Here is a 22387-nt window from a genome sequence, read left to right on the forward strand (position 1 = left end):
GGAGCACGATGGACGGGACGGGCTACATCACGGTGAACAGACGAAGGGGAACCGTCCGTGCAGTTCGAGGTGTGGGCACCGCAGGCCGAACGTGTGACGCTCCGGTGCGGCGACGCCGCGCGCGCGATGGAACGCGATCCGGAGCGGGCGGGGTGGTGGACCGGTGAGGCGGAGGCCGCGGACGGCACCCGGTACGGCTTCGCGGTGGACGACGGCCCCGTCCGGCCCGATCCCCGCTCGCGCCGCCAGCCGGACGGCCCCGACGGGCCGAGCGCGGTCGTCGACCACAACCGCTACGCCTGGCGCACGCAGTGGTCCGGTCGCCCGCTGCCGGGCGCCGTCCTGTACGAGCTGCACGTGGGCACGTACACCCCCGAGGGCACGCTGGACGCGGCCGCCGAGCGGCTCGGACACCTCGCCGAACTGGGCGTGACGCACGTGGAGTTGATGCCGCTGTGCGCGTTCCCCGGCCGGCACGGCTGGGGGTACGACGGGGTGTCGCCGTGGGCGGTGCACGAACCGTACGGCGGTCCCGAGGCGCTGAAGCGGTTCGTCGACCGGGCCCACGAACTCGGCCTGGGCGTCGTCCTGGACGTGGTGCACAACCATCTGGGCCCGTCCGGCAACCATCTGCCCGCGTTCGGCCCGTACTTCACCGAGACGCACCACACGCCCTGGGGGGCTGCCGTCAACCTGGACGCACCCGGCTCGGACGAGGTGCGCGCGTACCTGGTGGGCAGCGCGCTGGCCTGGCTGCACGACTACCGGCTCGACGGGCTGCGGCTGGACGCGGTGCACGCATTGGCGGACACGCGCGCGTGCCACTTCCTGGAGGAGCTGTCGACGGCCGTGGACGCCCTCGCCGCGGAGACGGGCCGGCGGCTGTTCCTGATCGCGGAGTCCGACCTGAACGACCCACGACTGATCGCACCCCGCCGGGAGGGCGGCCTGGGCCTGCACGCGCAGTGGAACGACGACTTCCACCACGCCCTGCACACCGCGCTCACCGGCGAGTCCCAGGGCTACTACGCCGACTTCGCGCGCGACCCGTTCGCCGCCCTCGCCAAGACCCTCACCGGCGGCTTCTTCCACGACGGCACGTACTCCGGGTTCCGCGGCCGGCGCCACGGCCGCCCGCTGGACCGTGCGCGCGTCCCCGCGCACCGTCTCCTCGGCTACGGCCAGACCCACGACCAGATCGGCAACCGCGCGCGGGGCGACCGTCTCTCGGCGTCCCTCTCCCCCGGTCTGCTGGCGTGCGCGGCCGCGCTGACGCTGACCGCCCCGTTCACGCCGATGCTGTTCATGGGCGAGGAGTGGGCGGCGGGCACACCCTGGCAGTACTTCACCGACCACACCGACCCGGAGCTCGCGGAGGCCGTACGGCGGGGCAGACGGCGGGAGTTCACGGCGCACGGCTGGGCCGAGGAGGACGTCCCCGACCCACAGGACCCGGCGACGCGCGAGCGCTCCTGCCTGGACTGGTCCGAGCCGCGGCGCGAGCCGCACGCGCGCGTGCTGGCCTGGTACCGCGAGCTGATCGCGCTGCGGCACGCGACGGCGGACCTCACCGATCCCGACCTGGCCGACATCAAGGTCGCCCATGACGCGCAGGCCCGCTGGCTGGCGTTCCGGCGGGGCGACGTCCGGGTGGCCGTCAACCTCGGCAAGGAGCCGGCCGCGATCCCGCTGGGCCCGCGCCCGGCCCGCGTGCTGGCCGCCTGGGAGCCGGTGGCCGTACCGGGTCCGGACGGACTGCTGCAGCTGCCCGGGGAGGCGTGCGTGGTGCTGGAGCAGGAGTGAGCCCGGCTACCCCTCTTCGTCCGCCCCGTCCGCCCCGCTCTCGCCGTCCTCGCGGAACTCCGTCACCCGTTCCAGCAGGATCGCCTCCCAGGCCCGTCGCAGCCGGGCCCGCGGGAGGGAGAGGGCTTCGGGGTCCGGCCGGCCCGCAGCGGTGCCCTTGAGGCGGTCCGCGAGCCGGACGACGGTGTCGCAGCGGGCCAGCCACAGGCCGCGCAGACAGGGGCGGGCGCCGTAGCCGGCGAGCGTGGCGGCGCGGACGGCGGCGCCGGAGCCGACCGCGAGGGCGAGCCCGGCGATGTCCTCGGCGGGGTCGCCGAGGACCGTGGCGGTCCAGTCGAGGACGCCGCGCACCCGGCCGTCTGCGCTCACCAGGAGGTGCTCGCCGTACAGCGCGTGATGGACGAGGACCGCGGTGGCGGGCTGGGCGGCGAGCTGCGCGGCGCCGAGCGGGGTGAGCTGGTGCAGGCGGGCGGGGTCGAACTCGTCGGCGCGGGCGAGGCGTTCGGCGGCGGCCACGGCCATCCGGCGCAGCGCCTCCAGGGAGCGCGGGGCGGCGCGCGGCACACCGAGCGCCTCGGCCTGCCGGGGCGGCACCTCGCGCAGCCCGCGGAGCAGTCCGGCGAGATCGGCCTCGCCGACGGCCGACACGTCGTGCTCCTCGGCCGTGTCGCCGGGCAGCTTGGCGTCGAGGGTGTAGGCCAGCCCGGGGGACCACTCGCCGTGCGCGACGCTGGTCGGCACGGCGACCGGGACGTGCGGGCGGACCAGGTCGCGCAGCCGCAGTTCGCGGCGGCGGCGCAGGGTCGCCTCGGCGTCGGGGGCCAGGCGCAGCACATGGCGGGCGCCGACCCACCAGGTGAAGGGGGAGCCGTCCTCGGCGACAGGCCGCACCTCCGGTCCGGAACCGCTCGCGCCGCCCCCTTCCAGGAGCGCACGGACCAGTCGGCGGACGGTGTCCGGGGTGGGTGTCGGTGCCTGGGTCATGGTCGCGCCGCTGCCGTTCGGGTGGGTGCCGGGAACTCCTGGTGGGGGTGGGTCAGTCCACTATGACCAGTTCGCGGGTGGTGTCGTTGAGACGGCGGCCGCCGTCCTCGGCGACGGTGACGATGTCCTCGATGCGCACCCCGAACCGGCCGGGCAGGTACACGCCCGGCTCGACGGAGAAGCACATGCCGGGCACCATGGGCCGCTCCTCGCCCTCGATCATGTACGGCGGCTCATGGGTGGTGACGCCGATGCCGTGGCCGGTGCGGTGGATGAAGCGGTCGCCGTAGCCGGCGTCGGCGATGACCGCGCGGGCGGCCCGGTCGACCTCCTGGCAGGCGACGCCGGGCCGCACCGCCCGAAAGCCCGCCTCCTGGGCCTCGCGCACCAGGTCGTGGACGCGGCGCTCCTCGTCGGTGGGCTCGCCGACGTGGACGGTGCGGGAGGTGTCGGAGCCGTAGCCGTCCTTGAGGCCGCCGAAGTCGAGGACGACCATGTCGCCGCGTTCGATGACGCGGTCGCCGACCTCGTGGTGCGGGTTGGCGCCGTTCGGCCCGGAGGCGACGATGGTGAAGTCGACCTGGGAGTGCCCGAAGCGGCGCAGCAGCCGGGCGAGGTCGGCGCCGACCTCCGTCTCGCGGCGCCCGGCGAAGGGAACCTTCCGGATCTCCTCGAACGTTGCGTCAGCGGCCGCTCCCGCGGCCGCCATGAGCTCCAGCTCCGCCGCGTCCTTGACCGCCCGCAGCATCGGCAGGGCCTCGGTGAGGGAGGCGTAGGAGGTGGCGGGCAGGGCCTTCTGCAGGCCCAGCAGATGCAGCGCCCAGGCGTTGTCGCTGATCCCGAACCGGCCGCCTGCCCCGAGGAGGGCGGCGGTGGCCGCGTAGGGGTCCTTGCCGTCGGTCCAGTCCCGCAGGGTGAGCGCCGGGGCGCCGACCGCCTTCGCGGCGTCGGGGGCCTCCAGCGTCGGCACGACGAGGACGGCGTCCCGGCCGGGCGCGAGGACGAGCAGGGTGAGCCGTTCGGTGGCGGCGGTGGGCGCGTAGCCGGTGAGCCATACGAGGTCGGGTCCGGGCGCCACGAGAACTCCGGCGAGTCCGGCCTCGGCGGCCTCGCGCGCGGCCCGCTCCATGCGGGCCCGGTAGTCGTCGGCGGTGAACGGCGCGGCGGCGGTGCCGGTCATCCGGGCCTCCCGGGAAGGACGTGGCGACTGGGGTGTGACGGACGTGGTCGCACTGACGTGACGACCACGGGCAGCATCCTGCCCGTCCGGCGGGGGTCGCGCGAGCCGGTCGACAAGGGTTTCGGCACGTTTCCCGGTCGAGTCGGCCGTCCTTCGGCGCGAACCGTGCCAGGAAGGGCGGGCGAGGACGGTGGTCCTCGGGTCGGCGCGCTTCGGTGGCGGCCCGCCCCGACAGGCCGCCCGGCCGCTCTGCGCGCCGCCCGCCCGTCCCGGGGCCGGCCCCGGGGCGACCTCGGGCAGGCCTCGGGCCGCTCTCAGGTGACGACGCCCGGGGTCACCGTCAACTGCTGGTATCCACCGCTTCGGTGACGTAGCGTCAGCTTGATCCCCTCGCCGGGTCGCGCCTCGTCGACCGCCCGCGCGAGGTCCGTCGCCGAGTCGATCCTGGTGCTGCCGAACGCCAGCAGGACGTCGCCGCGGACCAGGCCCGCCGCGTAGCCGGGGCCGGGCACGTGGACGGCGACGATCTCGGCGCCCGCCTTCTCCGCGTCCACGGCCTCCAGGCCGAGGGTGGCTTCGGCGGGGCGCGGGGACGCGGGGGCCGCTCGGGACGGCCCCAGGGAGCCGGACGACTTCGGCGGCCCGGACGGACTCGACGGGCCCGGGGCGGACGCGATGCCCAGCGCGCCCTGGGAGCCCTGGGAGCCCTGTGCGCCTGCTGAACCCGGTGCGCCCGGTGCGCCCTGCGCCGCCGTCTGTCGCTGCAGCTCGGCCAGCCTGCTCATGCCGATCACGGTCGCCCCCAGGGTGCCGAGTCCGACGCCGGACAGGACCAGGACGGTGCCGGCGAACAGACCGAGCAGCAGGGTCGTCAGCCGTCGGCCGCGGCGGCGCGCGGCGTGCGGACGCCGGCCCCGGCCGCCCGGTCTGGCGCCGCCGCCGGGCTCCTGACCCGGCATGGGCTTGGGACGCAACGCTGTCTGTTCCATGGATCGCCTCCGGCTGGTGCTCTACCCGGCGCTCCGACGCACCACTAGCCACGAACGAGTGAGACTGACCCAGGGTCAGGAGCGGTACGGCCGACCCGTACCGGCGTCTCACGCGCGCGTGGACAGCGCGGTCACCCCGAACGCGGGCCCCTCCGCGCTGGACCGCGTCTCACGCGCGCGTGGACAGCGCCTCCACGAGCGTCCGCGCGGCGCCCGACGGCACACCTGCGTACACGAGTTCGACCCGCTGTACGACCCGCGGCTCGACGACCGGGACGGCGACCGTTCCCGGGACTCCTGCGGCCGCCGAGCGGGGCAGCAGGGTCAGGCCGTGTCCGGCGGCGGCCAGGGCGGTCAGGACGCGGACGTCGGCGCCGTCGTAGCGCAGGGCGGGGCGGAAGCCGTGGCCGCCGCCCGCCGCCCGCAGCTGGGCCAGCGGCAGCGCGGCGTCGGGGGCGTCCAGCCAGCGTGCGTCGGCGAGGTCGCCGAGGCGCAGCCCGCCGCGCCGGGCCAGGGGGTGGCTCGCGGGCAGCAGGACGGCGACCGGCTCCTCGCCGACGCCGCTCGTGGTCAGCGGCGCCACGTCGGGCAGGCGCAGGGGGTCGCTGGGCGCGGCCAGGCCGTCGACGAGGCCCAGATCGGCCGCGCCCTCGGCGACGGCGGCGGGTACGTCGTCGCGGCCGAGGACGCGCAGCGTCACGCCGGCCGGCGGCAGCGCGGCGAGGGCGGCGGGGCCGAGGGCGGTCGGCGTGGCGGCCAGGGTCAGCCCGTGCGGGGGCGCCGAGGCGATCCGGACGACGTCCGCGCGGGCCGCGTCCAGGCGCAGCAGCAGCGGTCCCGCGTGCTCGAGGAGCCGCTCACCGGCCGTGGTGGGGGTGACGGGGCGGCGGGTGAGCAGGGCTGCGCCGAGGTCCTGTTCGAGGCTCGCGATGTGCTGGGAGACGGCGGACTGGGTGTAGCCGAGTTCCCGGGCGGCCTCGGAGAAGGAGGCGAGGCGGGCGACGGTGACGTAGGTGCGCAGGAGGTGCGGGTCCATGCGTCCAGGGTCGCAGGGATGCAACGGCCTGCGTCCGTTCCGCATCCGCTCTGCATCAGCTCTGCTTATGGAGAGTGCAGGAATCATCGTTGGACGTGAAGTGGCGGCGCGCCCAGGATGAGGGGCATGACCGACACCGCAGCTCAGATCGCGCGGGTCGCCCTGGTCGGCGACCGCTCCCCGAACGTCGTCTCGCACACCCGGATCCCGCTTCTGTTGGACGCCCTCGCCGCCCGGGACCGGCTGGTCCTGGACGCCTACTGGATCCCCTCCGAGGAAGCGGGGGCCGAGGGCGCGGTGCGCGGCTTCGACGCGGTGTGGGTGGTGCCGGGCAGCCCCTACCGGAGCGAGGCGGGCGTGCTGTCCGCGATCCGTACGGCGCGCGAGGAGGGCATCCCGTTCCTCGGCACCTGCGCCGGCTTCCAGCACGCGCTGCTGGAGTACGCCCGCAATGTCTGCGGGTTGACACGGGCGGCGCACGCCGAGACCGATCCCGACGCGGACGACCTGCTCATCGAGCCGCTGGCCTGTTCGCTCGTGGGCCACGAGGGCGTGGTGACACTCGAGCCGGGCTCGCTCGCCCAGTCCGTGATCGGCTCGGAGCGCACGGTCGAGCGCTACTTCTGCGCGTACGGCCCCTCCCGGCACCTGGACACCCTGCGCGCCCACGGGCTGCGCTTCAGCGGCCAGGACGAGGACGGCCATGTCCGCATCGCCGAACTCCCGGGCCATCCCTTCTTCCTGGCCTCCCTCTTCCAGCCGGAGCTGTCCGGCGACGGCGCTCGCCCTCACTCGATCGTCCGGGCGCTGGCCCGAGCCGCCGTCCAACACGCCACCCGCCGCAGCGCTCCGGGGGATCTATCTCGTGTATGAGAGTCCGGACGTCGACAGGGTCGACAGGTACGGGGCGGGTGCGGCCGGCGCGAGGTCCGGCAGGAAGCCGTGGGTGCGGCGGGCCAGGTAACCGGACTTGTACCGGTCGACCTCACGGTGCCAGTGCAGGATGCCCGCCAGCCAGTTCTGCAGGTCGGCGACGTAGTGCCCCATCGCCTCGCGGGCCTCGGGCGAGAGGTCGAAGTCGTCGTAGACGACCGGCAGTTCGTGCGCGATGACATGTTCGAACTGCTGCATGCGCTGGGTCATCAGGTCGTGCACGATGCCGAGCGCGGTCGGGTAGTCGCAGCCGAAGAAGTTCTGCACGACGAGCATCGCGTTGTGCATCTCTCCCTCGTACTCGATCTCCTTCTGGTACGAGAAGACGTCGTTGGTGAGGCACGCGTAGTCGATGGCGGCGTTCTCCAGCGCCTGGACGGGTCCGGCGCGGTACACCTCGGGCGGGACCGCGGGCCCCTGGCCCATCCGGCACATGCTCAGGGTGAGGTCGGAGCCGAAGGTCGCGCGGCGCATCTCCAGGTAGTCGATCGGGTCGGGGACGCGGTTCTGGAGCTGGTTGGACAGCTCCCACACCCAGCTCTCGGTCATGACGTCCACCGAGTCGCGCAGGGTGCGCCGCTGGTCGGGGGTCATGTCCGCGGTGGTGCGCGCCCACAGGTCCAGCAGGCCGCATTCCATGGCGTTGGCGGGGACGACGGGCGCCGCCTCGCCGTCGAGGGGCATACAGGCCGACAGCCGGGCCGTGGTGAGGCGGGCCGCCGCGAGGTCCCGCCGCCCGCCGAAGACCAGCGGGTAGTAGTCGTCGCCGTAGGTGCCCCAGGCGAGCCACGCGGCGCTGAGGTCGAGCGCCTGCGGGGTGGCGTCCGGGTCGAGGCCTGCCGAGCACAGGGGGAGGTCGTAGGCGGCGAGTTTGTCCTCGTCCCAGACTCCTTCCTCCAGGATGCCCATCCGGTGCGACCAGGCGGTGAGACGTGGGCGGGACGCCTCCAGGTGCGGGCAGAGCGTGACCTGGTACGGCATGTGGAAATCGGGCAACAGGGACGGGCCGACCTTCTGGAAGGGCACGTGCGCGTACCCGCGCAGGCGTTCGGCGGCGGCCGAGGCGAGCAGCGCGCCGACGTCGGCGGCTGAGGTGCCGGGTCCGGTCAGCTTCTGCCAGGGCGCGTCGAGGGCGACGCCCTTGTTCATGTAGCGGCTGGAGCGCATGTGCCATTCGTGGCCGCCGGACTGCCAGTCCTGCAGACCCTTGGTGTAGGCGGCGACCGCGAGGACCTCGTCGGGCCTGAGGCCCTTCTCCAGGGCGAGCGCGGGCACTTCGGTGAAGGCGGTGTGCTCGAACTGGTGGAGGCGGGAGGTGAGGATGTCGTTGACGGTGTCGGCGGCCTCCTGGGTGGTGCAGCCGAAGAACGTCTCCAGGACGAGCACGCCGTTGCTGTTCTCCCCCTCGTCCTCGACCTCGCGCTGGTACGAGAACAGGTCGTTGCGCAGGTGCACGGCGTCGGAGAAGGTCTCCATCAGCACCCTGAGCGGCCTCGACCCGGCGACGGCGACCGGCACCTCGGCGGTGGCGTACTCCACGAGCCCCGCCGACCAGGGCGCGCCGCCCACCTTGCGGCGCATCTCGATGTACTCGACGGGGTTGGCGATCCGCCCCTCGTGGATGTTGGACAGCTCCCACATCGACTCGTTGAGCAGATGCTCCGTCGCGACGGCGAACCGGCGCCGCCAGTCCTGCGACATGTCCGGCACGGTGCGCGCCCACAGGTCCCTCAGGCCCGCCTCGACCGGGTTCTGCGGCTCGGGCACGGGGGTCGACAGGTCCAGCGGCATGAACAGCGGGAGCCGGTCCAGATGGGCCTTGCCCGCGGCGCGGTCGGGGGTGCGTTTGAACATGTCGAGGAAGTGGTCGTCGAAGAAGAACACCCACACGTACCAGTCGGTGATCAGCGACAGCGCGCGGCCGTCGCAGTCGGGGTGGGTGTAGGCGCAGAGCAGGCCGTAGTCGTGCGCCTCCAGGTCGGCCTGCTCCCAGATCCCGGACCCCTCCAGCATGCCCATGTCGCGCGCCCACTGCGTCGAGTGGAGCCGCGCCTGATCGACATGCGGGTTCAGCCGCGCCGGATGCGGCATGTAGAAGTGCGGGAGTTCGAACGGTTGAGTCATGGCCGGGCCCTACCCGGGGTCGCCGACCGCCATCCGCGGGGCGGCACATGATCACACCATCGCGTGAATCGGCGGAAATCGGTGAACCGTACGGGAGTTGCCATGTCCGTCAGCGTGCCCCCCGGACCACCTGCCCGATCTTCGCGCGCAGCGCCGTGAACCCGGACAGGCCCCGGGTGGTGATCTGGTCGCGTTCGTCCGGGAGTTCGACCGGCAGGTCGAGGACGACGCGGGAGCCGGGCCCCGGGGACAGGACGACGACGCGGTCGCCGACGTAGACGCTCTCGTCGATGTCGTGGGTGACGAACACGATGGTGGGGCCGTCGGCGCGGTGCACCTCCAGGAGGAGGTCCTCCAGGTCCTCGCGGGTCTGGGCGTCGAGGGAACCGAAGAGTTCGTCCATGAGGAGCAGGGCGGGCCGGCAGACCAGCGCGCGGGCGATGGCGACGCGTTGCTGCATGCCGCCGGAGAGCTGCCAGGGGTGCCGGCGGGCGGTGCCGTCGAGGCCCACGCGCGCGAGGATGCGGGTCGCCTCGGCGCGGCGGGCCGCCCCGTCCAGGCCCCGGCAGCGCAGCGGCAGGGCCACGTTGTCGCGGACGGTGAGCGCGGGCAGGAGCGAGCGCCCGTAGTCCTGGAAGACGACGGCGAGACGGTCGGGGACGCCGGTGACGGGCGTCCCGTCGACGGTGATCGTGCCCCGGTCGGCGGGAGTGAGCCCGGCGATCGTGCGCAGCAAAGTGGACTTGCCGCAGCCCGACGGGCCCACGACACACAGGAGTTGGCCGTCGGGCACGGTGAGGTCGATGCCGTCCAGGACGCGGTGATCGCCGTAGGACCGGCCGACGGACTCGAGTCGCAGCATCCGCCCTCACCCGGTCCCCGGATCACTTGCGCACAGCACGGAGTGGGGCGCGAGGGTCGTGACGATGCCGGTGCCGGCGAGCAGCCAGGCCGCCTGCGCGGGGCCGTGGTCCAGGTCTCCGGGGTTTCCGGGGTTTCCGGGGTTTCCGGGGTTTCCGGGAACGGTGGCCATGCCGGTGTCGCGCAGAAAACGGTTCGTTCCCGTCCGCAAGCGATGTAACGCAATACCGGCACGACTACCAGGATTTTGACATGATCACTACATGTCGGTTGGGTCGATTCATCGCTCTTCGGAGAAATGCGCGACAACGTTTTCAGCAAGCCGACCGAGCACGCCTGCGAGTCGACCGCGCCCGGCGCCTCACTCCCGCACCTGGATCAGCGCGTGCGTTCCGCCGGTGCGCCAGCGCTGTCCCTCGGCCGCGACCAGGGAGGCCTCCGTGTCGGCGTCCAGGCCGGTGATCACGTCGGACTTCAGCGTGCGCAGAGCGGCGACCGGGCCGGGGAAGTAAGCGGTGACGTCCGCGAAGGGGGTCGTCGGGGCCCAGCGGCTGTCACCGACCAGGCGACGGTAGTTGAGATCGCCCTTCACGATCGTCAGGGCGGCCGCCGCGAACTCGGTCCGGAGGTCGTCCGGCATCTCCGCGTACGGCAGCGGGGCTGCGGAGAACGGGTGGGCGCGCACCGTGAGGGTGCCGTCGGCCATCGCGGCCCAGAGCCGACGGCCGTGGTCCGCGGCCGCTCCTGGCGCGCTCGTGAGTTTCCGGAGCGCGTCGACGACATCGGCCGTCGTGGCGTCGGAGACGTAGTACGGATACGGCTTGACGTGCAGGACGACCCGGCGGCACCGCCCATGGGCCAGGAGGTGGGCGGCCAACAGGAGGTCGGGGATCAGTTCGCGGCCCGCGTTGTCGGCGACCAGACAGAGGGTGCCGGCTTCGGCGCTGGTGGTGGTTTCTGTTGCGGTAGCAGTTTCCGTTGCGGTAGCCGTTTCCGTTGCGGTAGCAGTTTCCGCTGGCGTTGGCGTTGCGGTACCGGTTACCGCGCCCGTATCCGTATCCGTATCCGTATCCGTATCCGTATCCGACAGCAGCGCCCACAACGTCTCGCTGTCGTCGGCGACCAGCCCCGTGGCGGCGGCCCGCTCCTCGGCCTCGGCGTCGGACAGCCGGAAGCCGAGGTCGGCACGGTTGCCCCAGAGCGAGCCGTGCAGAAGTGCGCGGTCCTGCTCCTCGACCGGGCGGTTCTCCAGGGTGTCGAGTACGGCCAGTTCCTCGTCGGTCTCGGGCGCTTCGAGCTCGGCGAGCTTGAAAGGGCGGAAGGGGTCGATGCCCTGCCACGGGCCGGGCCCGAAGTAGCCGACTGCTTCCAGGAGTTGGCGGTAGAAGTAGCTCTCCGACCACAGCCAGGGCACATCGAACCAGGAACGGCCGGCATAGACGTCGAGACCCCAGGCCCGCCACCGATCCAGGTCGTGCGCCTCGGCGGGAAGCGGCTCGATCGCGCCCTTGACGCAGCCGGCCGACAGCGCGTCCAGGCGCTCAAGGATGTCGGGACCGTAGGGGAAGGCGTCCCGCACCTGCCGGATGATCGCCGGATGCCGTTCGGCCAGGACGCTGTGGGGGAACGAGCCGGGCTCGTTGCCGAGGATCACGGGCTGGGCGGGGGCACGGTGCATACGGCTCACCGTATCGCGGGGGCGTACGACGAACGTCGCTCATGCATCGGGCGGGTCACGCAGGCCGCGCGCCCCTCCCTCCGCGTGTGGTCGACCCTCACACCATGACCATGATCTCCCGCTCCAGCCGCGCGGCGAGGCTCATGAAGCGCGGTCGGCGCGGCACCGGTACGAGGCCGCGGATGAGGACCTGCCACATCTCGGCCGTCCGGCGGGGCAGCCGGCCGGCGGGTTCGCGGGTGCGCCCGACGACGCGGGTGCCGACGACGAAGCAGACCAGGGAGTGGGCCACGGCGTCGACGTCGACGTCCGAGTGGATGTCGGACTCCTTGACCGCGCCGCCCAGCCGCCGGGAGATCAGGTCCAGCAACTCCACGAAGGGATGCGGCAGGGGCGGCCGGACGGCCACTCCCCCGGTGGCGAGTCGTAGGCCGGCCCGGGCGATCGGGCCCTCGACCGACAGTCGCGCCAGACCGAACGTCAGACGGATCAGGGCTTCGAGGGACGCGTAGCCACGGTCGTCGATCTCACCGGCGACCCGGCGGGCGGCCTGGGACTGCAACTCCATGATGGCGTGGGCCAGATCCTCCTTCGCCGCGAAGTGGAAATACAGGGCGCCCTTGGTGACATGGGCGTGCGCGACGATGTCACTGAGGCTTGTCGACTCATAGCCATGCCGATCGAACAAGTCGGCAGCGGCCGTGATGATCGTCGTGCGGGTCTGTTCGGCGCGTAACTGCCTCGCCATCGACTGATACTCTCCCGGGCCGGTAAAGAACGGGTCATGCCGTTTTTTCTTACCCCGCGTACACAATAGCTCACCGTACGGCGGTACCGGCCGTGTACGTGAATACCGCCGAACATCGCCGACTCCCCCTGCGCTCCCCCGACTTGCCTGTCGACGACGGGCCCGCCGGGACACAGCCTCCCATAGGACCAGCATCCGGGGCACGGTCGCGGAGACGATCAAAAGAGACGGGGTGCGCGGTTTCTGAGGCATTTTCCGAAGCGTGAGGCGCTGGAGCGGTCGGGCGACACGTGTAACGGTGCGCTTCGGATCCCCTCGGCACACGAAGAACCGTCTGTTTCCGGCCGGGGCGGAACACGAGGCGACCGGTTGGCTTTCCATGGAACCAGAAGACGGCCGTCCGTCGACGCCCCATCAGTCAACTCGCCCTCGACAAAGGGCACTTGCTCACTGGAAACAGACGTAGGGCGGGCCGGTCGGTGTGGATGCACACCGACCGGCCCGCCCGTTCGTCGCCCGCGGCGACTGAGAGAGAGTCCGCTCAGAAGGTCAGCTTCCAGCTGTTGAGCTTGCCCGTGTCCTGCGCGGCGGTGTCCTGGACGCGCAGCTTCCAGGTGCCGTTGGCCGTCTCGCTGGAGGCGTTCACCGAGTAGGTGGTGCTGACGTTGTCCGCGGAGTCCGAGGAGCTGGCCGCCTTCAGCGGGTAAACGGTTCCGTCGGGCGCGACGAGGTCGATCACCAGGTCACCGCGGTAGGTGTGGGTGATGTCGACGCCGACCTGAAGGGTGGACGGGGCGTTGCCCGTGCGGCCGCTGACGGCGATCGAGGACTCGATCGCGGAACCGTTGTCCGGGATCGAGACCGCGGTCGTGTTGGTGTAGGTGGTGCCCCCCGTGGAGCCGCCGGAGCCGCTCACCGCCTGCACCGTCTTGGCCGCGTCCGCCAGACCCGCGCCGCAGCCGCCGGAGCAGGCGCCGGGCAGGGCACGGGCGTTGTTCTTGATGGCCGTCTCGATCTGCGCCGGGGTCAGCGTGGAGTTCGCCGACTTCATCAGCGCGACCAGGCCCGCGATGTGCGGGGTGGCCATGCTGGTCCCCTGGTAGTACGCGTACGACTCGCTCGACGCCGTCTTGGCGCCGGAGTTGAGCGTGGACAGGATGCCGTTCGCGGTGCCGGTGCTGGTCTGGCCGCCGGGCGCCGAGATGTCCACGAGGGAGCCGTAGTTGGAGTAGGACGCCTTCGCGCCGGTGCGGTTGGTCGCCGCCACCGAGATCACGTTGTTGCAGTTGCCCGGAGAGTGGTTCGCGACGTTGTCGCTCTCGTTGCCGGCTGCCACGACGACGGTCGTACCGCGGTTCACGGCGGCCGTGATCGCGCTCTGCGTCGCCGAGGTGCACGCCCCGTCGCCGCCCAGGCTCATGTTGATGACCTTGGCGACGTTGGAGTTGGCTGGAACACCGGAAACGGTGCCGCCGGACGCCCAGGTGATGGCGTCGATGATGTCGGAGTCGTAGCCGCCGCACTTGCCGAGCACCCGGACCGGGGAGATCTTCGCGCCATAGGCGATGCCCGCGACGCCCTTGCCGTTGTTCGTGACCGCGGCGATGGTGCCGGCCACATGGGTGCCGTGCCAGGAGGAGTTGCTGGCCGGAATGCCGGAGCCGCAGTCGTTGGCGTTGTACCAGTCGCCCGGGTCGGCCGGGTTGCTGTCGCGGCCGTCGCCGTCGACGGAGACCGCGGTGTCGCCGATGAAGTCGTAACCGCTCACGATGTTCGCGGCGAGGTCGGTGTGCGCGACGTAACCGGTGTCGATGACGGCGACGGTGACGCCGGTGCCGGTCGAAGTGGTCCAGGCTCCGGGCACGTTCATGCCGGCGGTGGACTCGAAAAGGTCCCACTGCTTGGCGTACTCGGTGTCGTTCGGGTCCGCCTTCGGCTTGTTCAGCCGGTCCGGGACCACGTAGGCGACCTGCGGGTCGGCCTGGTACCGGGCGACGACGTCGGCGACGTCCGCCTTGGTCAGGTCCTCTCCCAGGTCGACCAGGGCGGCGCCGGTGCCGAGACGGCGCTGGAAGTCGACGTCCTCGCCGGCCTCCTTGCCCTTGGCGGCGGCGTCGGCCTCGGCGGCCGGGTTGGAACTGGCCTCGGCGGCACCGGACTTGTAGCCGACGATGAGGCGCTCGGCCGGGGTGCCGGGCGCGGCCTCGGTCTGGGCGGCGGGGACGGCGGAACCCTGGGAAACGGTTTCCTGGGCGGCGGCGACGGAGGCGGTCGACGCGGCGGTGAGCAGGGCGGCGGAGACCGCGGCGGCGGATATCAGCTTCCGTCTCAGGGCGGGTGAGGTGCGCAAGGGCGTGCCTTTCGTGGCCGGCTCCGGACAGTGCGGAGCGGCGGTCGATTCGCTTCGGCATCGAAGCGGCGGGGGGTGAATCGAAGAGCAGCGCTGAAGGCCGGCCAGACGCGGACGCCGACCCCGTCGGGGTTACCTGTGGGTCGGCTGTGCTGGAACGATAGGCAAAGGATCAGTCATACGGATACAGGGGAAACCCTCGATCCGGCCGGAAACCCACCCTCGACGAGCACGATCGGTCAGTGATCGCCCGATTTTGACCGGTGGCGTGCGCCAGGGAGGGCGTACGGAGGCGTACTGAACGCGCCGGGCCGGGTTCCCGTACTGACGACAGACCGTTCCCGCGCCGGCCGAGGAGACGTCCCCGATGCCCCGCACGACCGCACAACGCACCGCAGCCCTGGCGGCCGCCGCCGTGAGCCCGCTCCTGCTGGCCCTGTGGGCCGCCGGACCGGCCCAGGCGCACGGCGCCCCGACGAATCCGACGAGCCGCGTGTACGCCTGCTCCCCCGAGGGCGGCCCTGCCGCCGAGTCCGCCGCCTGCCGGGCGGCCGTCGACACGAACGGCACGTCCTTCGCCGCCTGGGACAACCTGCGGGTCGCGAACGTGAACGGCCGCGACCGGCAGACCATCCCCGACGGGCAGTTGTGCAGCGGCGGTCTGGCCGCCTACAAGGGACTCGACCTCGCCCGCGCCGACTGGCCGTCGACCCGGCTCTCCCCGGGCGGGACCCTGAAGATGACGTACGCGTCGACGATCCCGCACACGGGCACGTTCAAGCTGTATCTGACCAAACCGGGGTACGACCCGTCGGAACCGCTTACCTGGGCTGATCTGCCGGAACGTCCGTTCGCCCAGGTCAAGGACCCGGCGCTGACCGACGGCGCGTACCACCTCACGGCGAAACTGCCCGCCGACCGGACGGGACGTCAGCTGCTGTACACGATCTGGCAGAACAGCAGCACGCCCGACACGTACTACTCGTGCTCGGACGTGGTGTTCCCGGAAGCGGTTTCGGAAAACGAGCCAGGGGGCGGGGCGGAGAGCACGCCGACGACGAAGGCACCTGTTTCGGCCACGGCCAAGGCGTCCACGAGCCCGACGCCGACCTCGGCATCGGCGTCCGGCGGCGCGTCGGCTTCGGCGGCCTCGGGCGACGCACCCGCGCAGGCTGCCGCGGCCACGCCCGAGAGCACCCCGGTGGCGTCCGCCACCGGGGAAGGCTCGGGACCGTCCGCGCCCATGCTGGCGGGCGGCGCCGCGGCGGTGTTGGTGCTCACCGGCGGCGCCGCCCTGGTCGTGCGCCTGCGTCGGCGCTGAACTGTCGGCGCTGAACTCCGGCCCCACGGAGCCCGGTTGCCCACAGGGGCACTTCGGGATCCGTAGGGCACTCAGCCGTTCGCACGGCTCAGCCGCTTCTATGGCTCAGCCGACCGTCCGGCCCTCGGCCGTCCGTAGGCGGATCGGCCGCGCGGACGGTGATCAGTTGACGGTGACGACCTCGCCCGCGGCGTTGGTCACCGGGGCGTACTTGGCGGTGAAGTAGCCGGCCGCGGGGCAGAGGGTCGAACCGGACGACCTGGTGAACGCCTGGTTGGCGAAGGTGATGCTGTTGTCGGTGTTGCTCGCCGTGCCGACCAGACCGCTGGGCGCCTGGTAGACGCAGGTGACGCTGCCCAGCAGGGTGCGCAGCACGACCGTGGTCTGGACGGCGGTACCACTCGGCGCGGTGACGGTGACCGTGCCGTCCGAGGCCACGGTGGTGGCCCACGGCAGGTTGTTGACGGTGATGCTGGTGACACCGGTGACGCCGAGGACGTTCGAGGTGCAGTTGCTGAAGGTCTGCGCGGTGAGCGACTCGGTGGCGGTGCCGGGCGCGGTGGGGTTGTCGGTGACCGTGGCGGTGAACCCGGACGTGGCGCAGGAGATGCCACTGGTGCCGGTCGCGCTGTTGTACAGCGTCGCGGTGGTACCGCTGGCCAGGGACGCGTTGAGGACGTCACCGACGGCGACGTCGCCGCTGGCGGTCGTCAGCACCGCGCCGGCCGCGGAGGCCGGGCTGACAGCCGTGAGGGAGAGGGCGGCGACGGTGCCCGCGAGGGCGAGGAGGGTGCGGGGGCGGGTGCGCATGTGGTGCCTCTTTCTCAAGTGGGTCTTGCTGAGGGGGAGTTGAGATCTCAGGGGATACAGGGGCATTCAGCGGCCCCGAGCCCCGAGGAGCCTCGAGGGGTCTCGAGTGGGTGACTCCTCGGGGGTTGCCCGGTACGAGATGAACCAGCGTGTCGCTTGTCGCGACCTATGGGGACGCGGATCGGCGTCCGCCGCTGCCGGCCCGTGACGCCTTCTCCGTACGTGACGGACCGGCAACGGCAGCCGGCCGGTGACCGGCCGAAGGCACTGGTGGGTGACTCCGGCCGGGCCGGGCGGGAGGGGCGACCGGTCGTGACCCGCGGGGGGAAGCGGCCGTGCCGGTGCCATGGAGGGATCGAACTCGGGACCGAGGGGCCCGTACTGGCCGAAATGGATCCGGGAGCGCGGACAGTGCAGCCGCGCTGCGGATCCGGCGCCACGGATCCGGGCTGAGCCAGGAGAGTTGTAGACCTGATGGACAGTCAACGTCAAGGCCTGGAAACGAAGTTGATGATCCGACAGATATATGCGAAAGCCAGGGACGGGGGCCGAGTGCAAGGCCGGCAGAACCTGCAGCCCACAGGCGGCACATAATGAACACTCTTTTTCCACATCTCCCTTGACCCGCCGATGTAACCATCGGTAACTTCCTCGGCGGCTACTGCTGCGTAACCAGAAAGCCCTTACGGCTTCCGGGAGTTGTGAGGAGGCGTGCGCAGCAGCCGCTGTCCGCGCCAGGACAACGTGCCGCTGAAGCCCAACCCGCATCACTTAGCGCATGGGAGCAGACATGGCTTCGTCCTCGGACGTCACGTCGTCCGCCGACAACACCCCCGAGAATCCTGAAACCGGTTCCGCAGAGAGACGCGGCCAGGTCCGGCTGCGCCGGGCCGCCGTGATGGCGGTGCCCGCCACCTTCGTCGCCGCGACGCTCGCGGTCCTCACCGCGCAGGGCGCCCTGGGGGTGCAGTTCGCGATCTCCGGGATGCCGTTCGTGGTCACCGCCGACCGACTCGACGGAGAGGGTTTCGCGCAGTTCGGCACGCTGGACCACATGATCGAGAACAGCCCCAACGAGGGTGACACCGGCGGCCAGGTCCTGGTCGTCACCTCGGTCGTGAAGAACGGCAAGATCACCAACATGTGCCAGAGCGTCGACCTCGGCGGCATCCAGCTGGTCCTCACCGCCGGCGGCGGGTCCACCCCGGTGAGCGTGAAGAACCTGGCCATCGACTCCGACGAGATCTCGGGCGACGCCGAGTTCAACAACATCGAGATCGGCCGGGACTCCAGCACCTTCGACAAGGTCCCGATCCAGGGCTCGCCGGGCGTCTACGGCCAGCAGGCCGACACGGTCGTCATCAAGAACCTGTACCAGCACAACTACGCGGCCACCGCGGCCGTCTTCAAGCTTCCCGGTCTGCACATGAGCTTCAAGAGCGAGGGCTGTCCGCAGTGACCTTCACCCAGTGGCGGGACGGCTTCCGGAAGTGGAGGGGTCAACGGCCCTTCGCGGGCGGCCTGCTGCTCGTCCTGGGCGGCGGCGAGATCCTGGTGACCATGAAGGCACCGCTTCCGGTCATCCTGCACGTCGGCATGCAGGGCCTGGCGGGCTACCTTCTGCCCACCCTGATGATGCTCTGCGGTCTGCTGATCATCTTCAACCCGGCCCAACGGCTGTTCTACTCGATCATCGCCATCCTGCTCTCCCTGGGCACCTGGCTCACCTCGAACATCGGCGGCTTCGTCATCGGCCTCACGATGGGCGTCGTGGGCAGTTCCATCGCCTTCGGGTGGCTGCCCGACCAGGAGCCGCGCAAGAGCCGTCGCAAGCGGCGCAAGGAGGCGCGGGCGACGGAGCAGAAGGCGGACGCGGTTCTGCAGGGCGGCTCCCTGCCCGAGGCGGGGGAACCCGCCTGACGACACGGAGCCTGGGCCACGCCCAGTAGACGTACGTGATTGCACCGGCGGGGCCGGGACGACCTGCACACAGCGGGCCGCTCCCGGCCCCGCCGGTCTCTGCGCTGCCCGTCTCCACACTGCCGGTCTCGGCCCCGCCGGTCTCCGCCCCGCCCGTCTCGGTCCACCTCACTCGAACAGGTGACTTGGGAACTTCTTTGCCGCCGCGAGGAGTTCAGCGAAAGATCACTGCAATGGGTTCGACGTGAAGGAGCGACACCGGCATGGTGTTCAAACGGCTGCTCGGGGCGATCGGCATAGGCGGCCCCTCGGTGGACACGGTGCTCGACGGCGGGGCGGTGCTGCCGGGCGGAGCGCTGTCGGGTCAGGTCCGCCTCCGGGGCGGCGGTGCGGTCGTGGAGATCGAGGAGATCGGCCTGGAGCTGGTCGCGCGCGTCGAGGCGGAGCACGAGGAGGGCGAGAGCGAGGGCGCCGTCGCCTTCGAGCGGTACGTCGTGGGCGGCGGCTTCCGGCTGGGTGCGGACGAAGAGCGCAGCGTGCCGTTCACGGTCACGGTGCCGTGGGAGACGCCGGTCACCGAGCTGTACGGTCAGCCGCTGGGCGTCGTCCTCGGCGTGCGCACCGAGCTCGTGGTGGCCGACGGCCGCGACCGGGGCGATCTCGACCCGCTCACGGTCCGTCCGCTGCCCGTGCAGGAGGCGATCCTCGAAGCGCTCGGGCAGCTGGAGTTCGGCTTCCGCTCCGCCGACCTGGAGCACGGTCGCATCGGCGGCACCGGGCAACGGCTCCCCTTCTATCAGGAGATCGAGCTCACGCCTCCCCCGCGGTACGCGCACGCGGTGACCGAGATCGAGCTGACGTTCCTCGCCACACCGTCCGGCCTGGAGGTCGTGCTGGAGGCCGACAAGCGCGGCGGCCCGCTCACCCCCGGGCACGACGCGCTGACCCGCTTCACCGTGCGCCATGAGGACGTCGCCGTCCTCGACTGGAACAGCGAGGTCGACGGCTGGATACGCCGGCTGACCGAGCATCGCGAGGCCTACGGCGCTCAGGCGTACGTCCACTCCGCGCCGCACACCGACGGCGGCTCGGACCACAAGTCGGACCACAAGTCGGACGACGGCGGGTCCGGCCTGGGCACGGCCGTCGCCGCGGGCGCGGCGGGGCTGGCCGTGGGGGTCGTCGTCGGCATGGTCGCGGCCGAAGTGGTCGACGAGATCGGTGACTTCCTCGAAGGAGAGGAAGAGGAGGAGGAAGAGGGGTGAGGACCGGGGGCGAGGACTGAGACGGGCCTGCCGGCGTCCGGGGCCTTCGGCGCGCGGTCGCGGAAGGCTCCCAGGAACGGCGTTCCCCTCCGTCGAAAGCCCCTGCGGCGAAGAAATCCCACTTCTCGGTTCAACCGCCCTCCGACAGTGGGAGGTTGAGACACATGAGCAGCGATGAGACGGAAATCGACGGTGACAACGCCATCGACACCGGGACGGCGCACTCCGCGCGGATCTACGACTACATCATCGGCGGCAAGGACCACTTCCCCGCGGACCGTGAGGCGGGGGACTCGATGGTGCGGGAGTGGCCCGCGCTCCCCGTCCATATGCGCGCCAACCGCGACTTCATGAACCGGGCGGTGCGCCATCTCGCCCGGGAGGCGGGGATACGTCAGTTCCTCGACATCGGCAGCGGCATTCCCACCTCCCCCAACATCCACGAGATCGTCCAGGCCGCGGCCCCCGATGCCAGGGTGGTGTACGTCGACAACGACCCGCTCGTGCTCGCCCTGTCCCGGGACCTGGTGCGCAGCACTCCCGAGGGCCGCACGGCGTACCTCGAGGCCGACATGCGCGACCCGGCGGGCATTCTGGCGGCGCCCGAGTTCCGCGACACGTTGGATCTGGACCGGCCCGTCGCCCTCACCGTCATCGCGATCGTCCACTTCCTGCTCGACGAGCACGACGCCGTCGGCATCGTCCGCCGCCTGCTCGATCCGCTGCCGTCGGGCAGCCATCTGGCCATGTCCATCGGCACCGCGGACTTCGCACCCGAGGAGGTCGGTCGGGTCGCCCGTGAGTACGCGGCCCGTGGCCTGCCGATGCGGCTGCGTACGCACGCGCAGGCGGCGGAGTTCTTCACGGGACTCGACCTCGTCGACCCCGGCATCGTCCAGGTCCACCACTGGCGCCCCGACGGCACCGACACGGAGGTGCTCCGCGACAAGGACATCGCCATGTACGGGGCGGTGGCCCGCAAGCCCTGACCGCAAGCCCTGACCGCGACCCCGCCGCTCTTGACGCACTCGGCACGCGCGAGCCGCAGAGACCGTGGAGATTGACAATCAGTCAACTCACCTGCGGACATGTTCCGCTCCGTCCCCGCCGGCCCGCTCCGGATCACAATGCGGGAGCAGCACCTCACGCCAGGTGGTTGCTCACTTGACTACCAGCGGTCACACAGGGTTGGCTCCGAGCCAACGAATGTCTCTCGCCGGTGCGCACCCCTCGTTCCGGCGGCGCTCGCCCCGTCCTCCTGCTCTGCCGCACAGCGAGGTGCAGCCCCCCATGAACACTCCCCTCCCCGCTCCTGCTTCTCCCGGATCTCTCGGCTCTCGCGGTTCTCTCGGCTCTCGCGGACCAGTCGGAATAGTCGGATCCATTGGGTCCATCGGGTCCCTCGGATCCCTTGGGTCCGTGCGCCTCGCGGCCCTGGCCGCGGCCTGCTGTCTGCTCCTCGCCGGCTGCTCCGGCACCACGTCGTCCGGCTCGGACGCGGACGCGGCGGGCCGGTCGGGCGACCGGATCAAGATCGCCCTGGTCACCCACGGAGCCGAGGGCGACGCGTTCTGGGAGCTGGTGCGCAAGGGCGCCGAGGCGGCGGCCGCCAAGGACGGTGTCGATCTGACCTACGCCAGCGACTCCGACGGCGCCGGACAGGCCGAGCTGGTGCGGGACGCGATCCGCGACCGGGTCGACGGCGTCGCGGTGACGCTGGCCAAGCCGCAGGTCATGAAGGCTCCGGTGAGCGCGGCCAAGGCGGCCGACATACCCGTGGTCGGCCTCAACTCCGGTATCGACGCCTGGCAGGCCGCCGGGCTCCTGGAGTTCTTCGGCCAGGACGAGAGCGTCGCGGGCCGCGCGGTCGGGGACAAACTCGACGGCCTCGGCGCGAAGCACGCCCTGTGCGTCATCCACGAGCAGGGCAACGTCGCCCTGGAAGCGCGCTGTGCGGGCGTCAAGAAGACGTTTACCGGCGAGACGCAGATGCTCTACGTCGACGGAACGGACATGGACGCGATGACCACCGCCGTGCGGGAACGTCTCCAGCAGGACCCGGACATCGACGAAGTCATCGCCAACGGCGCGCAGTTCGCGCTCGCAGCGGTGAAGGCGGCGGGGCAGGCGAGCAGCAAGGCCAAGGTCGCCACCTTCGACCTGAACAAGGACCTGGTCGCGGCCGTCCGCGACGGCAGCGTGCAGTTCGCCGTGGACCAACAGCCGTATCTCCAGGGCTACCTGGCCGTGGACGCGCTCTGGCTCTACAAGACCAACGGCAACCTCAGCGGCGGCGGTGTGGCTCCCGTGCTGACCGGCCCGGCCTTCGTCACGAAGACCAACGTCGCCGAAGTCGCCCGCTTCGCCGCCGCCGGAACCCGTTGA

19 protein-coding genes are annotated in these 22387 nt (G+C 71.6%); 8 read left to right on the forward strand and 11 right to left on the reverse strand.

The features are described from left to right. Window positions 1–57: 57 nt before the first annotated feature. Complete coding sequence (gene treZ / locus ABZ725_RS21905; RefSeq protein WP_358804265.1) at window positions 58–1803, forward strand: malto-oligosyltrehalose trehalohydrolase; 1746 nt, start codon at window positions 58–60, stop codon at window positions 1801–1803. A 6-nt stretch (window positions 1804–1809) separates the two neighbouring features. Here the strand turns inward: treZ and ABZ725_RS21910 are convergent, their stop codons facing one another. From ABZ725_RS21910 to ABZ725_RS21925, 4 genes are all read right to left on the reverse strand, one after another. Continuing rightward, the gene (locus ABZ725_RS21910) at window positions 1810–2787 is read right to left on the reverse strand and encodes an aminoglycoside phosphotransferase family protein (protein ID WP_358804266.1); all 978 of its coding nucleotides are present in this window, start codon (window positions 2785–2787) and stop codon (window positions 1810–1812) included. Window positions 2788–2839: 52 nt separating this feature from the next. After that, window positions 2840–3967 (reverse strand): aminopeptidase P family protein, encoded by a 1128-nt coding sequence (locus ABZ725_RS21915; protein ID WP_358804267.1) that lies wholly within the window; start codon window positions 3965–3967, stop codon window positions 2840–2842. Between the two features lie 314 nt (window positions 3968–4281). After that, complete coding sequence (locus tag ABZ725_RS21920) at window positions 4282–4956, reverse strand: PDZ domain-containing protein (RefSeq protein ID WP_358804268.1); 675 nt, start codon at window positions 4954–4956, stop codon at window positions 4282–4284. Between the two features lie 169 nt (window positions 4957–5125). After that, on the reverse strand, window positions 5126–5992 hold the full coding sequence (locus ABZ725_RS21925) for a LysR family transcriptional regulator (protein ID WP_358804269.1): 867 nt from the start codon (window positions 5990–5992) through the stop codon (window positions 5126–5128). Window positions 5993–6118: 126 nt separating this feature from the next. Between ABZ725_RS21925 and ABZ725_RS21930 the strand changes: the two genes are divergently transcribed. Continuing rightward, window positions 6119–6865 carry a hypothetical protein gene (locus ABZ725_RS21930; protein WP_358804270.1) on the forward strand — a complete coding sequence of 249 codons (747 nt, stop codon included), beginning with the start codon at window positions 6119–6121 and terminating at the stop codon, window positions 6863–6865. Here the strand turns inward: ABZ725_RS21930 and cyc2 are convergent. From cyc2 to ABZ725_RS21960, 6 genes are all read right to left on the reverse strand, one after another. Further along, entirely contained in the window at window positions 6851–9049 is a 2199-nt protein-coding gene (cyc2, locus tag ABZ725_RS21935; protein WP_358804271.1) for a germacradienol/geosmin synthase Cyc2, read from the reverse strand. The two genes, ABZ725_RS21930 and cyc2, sit on opposite strands and share 15 nt — an antisense overlap. Before the next feature lie 109 nt (window positions 9050–9158). Continuing rightward, window positions 9159–9911: an ABC transporter ATP-binding protein gene (locus tag ABZ725_RS21940; protein ID WP_358804272.1), complete on the reverse strand. Its 753-nt coding sequence runs from the start codon at window positions 9909–9911 to the stop codon at window positions 9159–9161. A gap of 6 nt (window positions 9912–9917) precedes the next feature. Continuing rightward, on the reverse strand, window positions 9918–10121 hold the full coding sequence (locus tag ABZ725_RS21945; RefSeq protein ID WP_358804273.1) for a hypothetical protein: 204 nt from the start codon (window positions 10119–10121) through the stop codon (window positions 9918–9920). 150 nt (window positions 10122–10271) lie between these two features. Beyond that, the gene (locus ABZ725_RS21950; protein WP_358804274.1) at window positions 10272–11588 is read right to left on the reverse strand and encodes a damage-control phosphatase ARMT1 family protein; all 1317 of its coding nucleotides are present in this window, start codon (window positions 11586–11588) and stop codon (window positions 10272–10274) included. A gap of 97 nt (window positions 11589–11685) precedes the next feature. Continuing rightward, window positions 11686–12336, reverse strand: a complete 651-nt coding sequence (locus ABZ725_RS21955) for a ScbR family autoregulator-binding transcription factor (protein WP_358804275.1) — start codon at window positions 12334–12336, stop codon at window positions 11686–11688. A 541-nt stretch (window positions 12337–12877) separates the two neighbouring features. Continuing rightward, window positions 12878–14686, reverse strand: a complete 1809-nt coding sequence (locus tag ABZ725_RS21960; protein ID WP_351909356.1) for a S8 family serine peptidase — start codon at window positions 14684–14686, stop codon at window positions 12878–12880. A 367-nt stretch (window positions 14687–15053) separates the two neighbouring features. Between ABZ725_RS21960 and ABZ725_RS21965 the strand changes: the two genes are divergently transcribed. Continuing rightward, entirely contained in the window at window positions 15054–16007 is a 954-nt protein-coding gene (locus ABZ725_RS21965; protein ID WP_358804276.1) for a lytic polysaccharide monooxygenase, read from the forward strand. A gap of 162 nt (window positions 16008–16169) precedes the next feature. Here the strand turns inward: ABZ725_RS21965 and ABZ725_RS21970 are convergent, their stop codons facing one another. Then, the gene (locus tag ABZ725_RS21970; RefSeq protein ID WP_358804277.1) at window positions 16170–16817 is read right to left on the reverse strand and encodes a Tat pathway signal sequence domain protein; all 648 of its coding nucleotides are present in this window, start codon (window positions 16815–16817) and stop codon (window positions 16170–16172) included. Window positions 16818–17607: 790 nt separating this feature from the next. On the opposite strand from ABZ725_RS21970, the gene ABZ725_RS21975 reads away from it, so the two are divergent. The 5 genes from ABZ725_RS21975 to ABZ725_RS21995 all read left to right on the forward strand — a co-directional run bounded on the left by ABZ725_RS21975 (window position 17608) and on the right by ABZ725_RS21995 (window position 22387). Then, on the forward strand, window positions 17608–18276 hold the full coding sequence (locus tag ABZ725_RS21975) for a DUF6230 family protein (RefSeq protein ID WP_358804278.1): 669 nt from the start codon (window positions 17608–17610) through the stop codon (window positions 18274–18276). Then, complete coding sequence (locus tag ABZ725_RS21980; RefSeq protein ID WP_358804279.1) at window positions 18273–18737, forward strand: DUF6114 domain-containing protein; 465 nt, start codon at window positions 18273–18275, stop codon at window positions 18735–18737. Before ABZ725_RS21975 ends, ABZ725_RS21980 begins: the two co-directional genes overlap by 4 nt. Window positions 18738–19000: 263 nt before the next feature. Continuing rightward, on the forward strand, window positions 19001–20002 hold the full coding sequence (locus tag ABZ725_RS21985) for a sporulation protein (RefSeq protein ID WP_358804280.1): 1002 nt from the start codon (window positions 19001–19003) through the stop codon (window positions 20000–20002). A gap of 164 nt (window positions 20003–20166) precedes the next feature. Further along, window positions 20167–20991 carry an SAM-dependent methyltransferase gene (locus ABZ725_RS21990; protein WP_358804281.1) on the forward strand — a complete coding sequence of 275 codons (825 nt, stop codon included), beginning with the start codon at window positions 20167–20169 and terminating at the stop codon, window positions 20989–20991. Between the two features lie 430 nt (window positions 20992–21421). After that, window positions 21422–22387, forward strand: coding sequence for a substrate-binding domain-containing protein (locus ABZ725_RS21995; RefSeq protein WP_358804282.1), 966 nt, complete (start codon window positions 21422–21424; stop codon window positions 22385–22387).

Source organism: Streptomyces sp. NPDC006872, assembly GCF_040635845.1.
Taxonomy (GTDB): Bacteria; Actinomycetota; Actinomycetes; order Streptomycetales; family Streptomycetaceae; genus Streptomyces.

Coding starts and splice junctions, on each gene's coding strand:
- cyc2 (WP_358804271.1), bottom strand. CDS start 9,049: ATGACTCAACCGTTCGAACTCCCGCACTTCTACATGCCGCATCCGGCG.
- ABZ725_RS21985 (WP_358804280.1), top strand. CDS start 19,001: ATGGTGTTCAAACGGCTGCTCGGGGCGATCGGCATAGGCGGCCCCTCG.
- ABZ725_RS21930 (WP_358804270.1), top strand. CDS start 6,119: ATGACCGACACCGCAGCTCAGATCGCGCGGGTCGCCCTGGTCGGCGAC.
- ABZ725_RS21915 (WP_358804267.1), bottom strand. CDS start 3,967: ATGACCGGCACCGCCGCCGCGCCGTTCACCGCCGACGACTACCGGGCC.
- ABZ725_RS21990 (WP_358804281.1), top strand. CDS start 20,167: ATGAGCAGCGATGAGACGGAAATCGACGGTGACAACGCCATCGACACC.
- ABZ725_RS21940 (WP_358804272.1), bottom strand. CDS start 9,911: ATGCTGCGACTCGAGTCCGTCGGCCGGTCCTACGGCGATCACCGCGTC.
- ABZ725_RS21970 (WP_358804277.1), bottom strand. CDS start 16,817: ATGCGCACCCGCCCCCGCACCCTCCTCGCCCTCGCGGGCACCGTCGCC.
- ABZ725_RS21975 (WP_358804278.1), top strand. CDS start 17,608: ATGGCTTCGTCCTCGGACGTCACGTCGTCCGCCGACAACACCCCCGAG.
- ABZ725_RS21965 (WP_358804276.1), top strand. CDS start 15,054: ATGCCCCGCACGACCGCACAACGCACCGCAGCCCTGGCGGCCGCCGCC.
- ABZ725_RS21955 (WP_358804275.1), bottom strand. CDS start 12,336: ATGGCGAGGCAGTTACGCGCCGAACAGACCCGCACGACGATCATCACG.
- ABZ725_RS21950 (WP_358804274.1), bottom strand. CDS start 11,588: ATGCACCGTGCCCCCGCCCAGCCCGTGATCCTCGGCAACGAGCCCGGC.
- ABZ725_RS21925 (WP_358804269.1), bottom strand. CDS start 5,992: ATGGACCCGCACCTCCTGCGCACCTACGTCACCGTCGCCCGCCTCGCC.
- ABZ725_RS21920 (WP_358804268.1), bottom strand. CDS start 4,956: ATGGAACAGACAGCGTTGCGTCCCAAGCCCATGCCGGGTCAGGAGCCC.
- ABZ725_RS21910 (WP_358804266.1), bottom strand. CDS start 2,787: ATGACCCAGGCACCGACACCCACCCCGGACACCGTCCGCCGACTGGTC.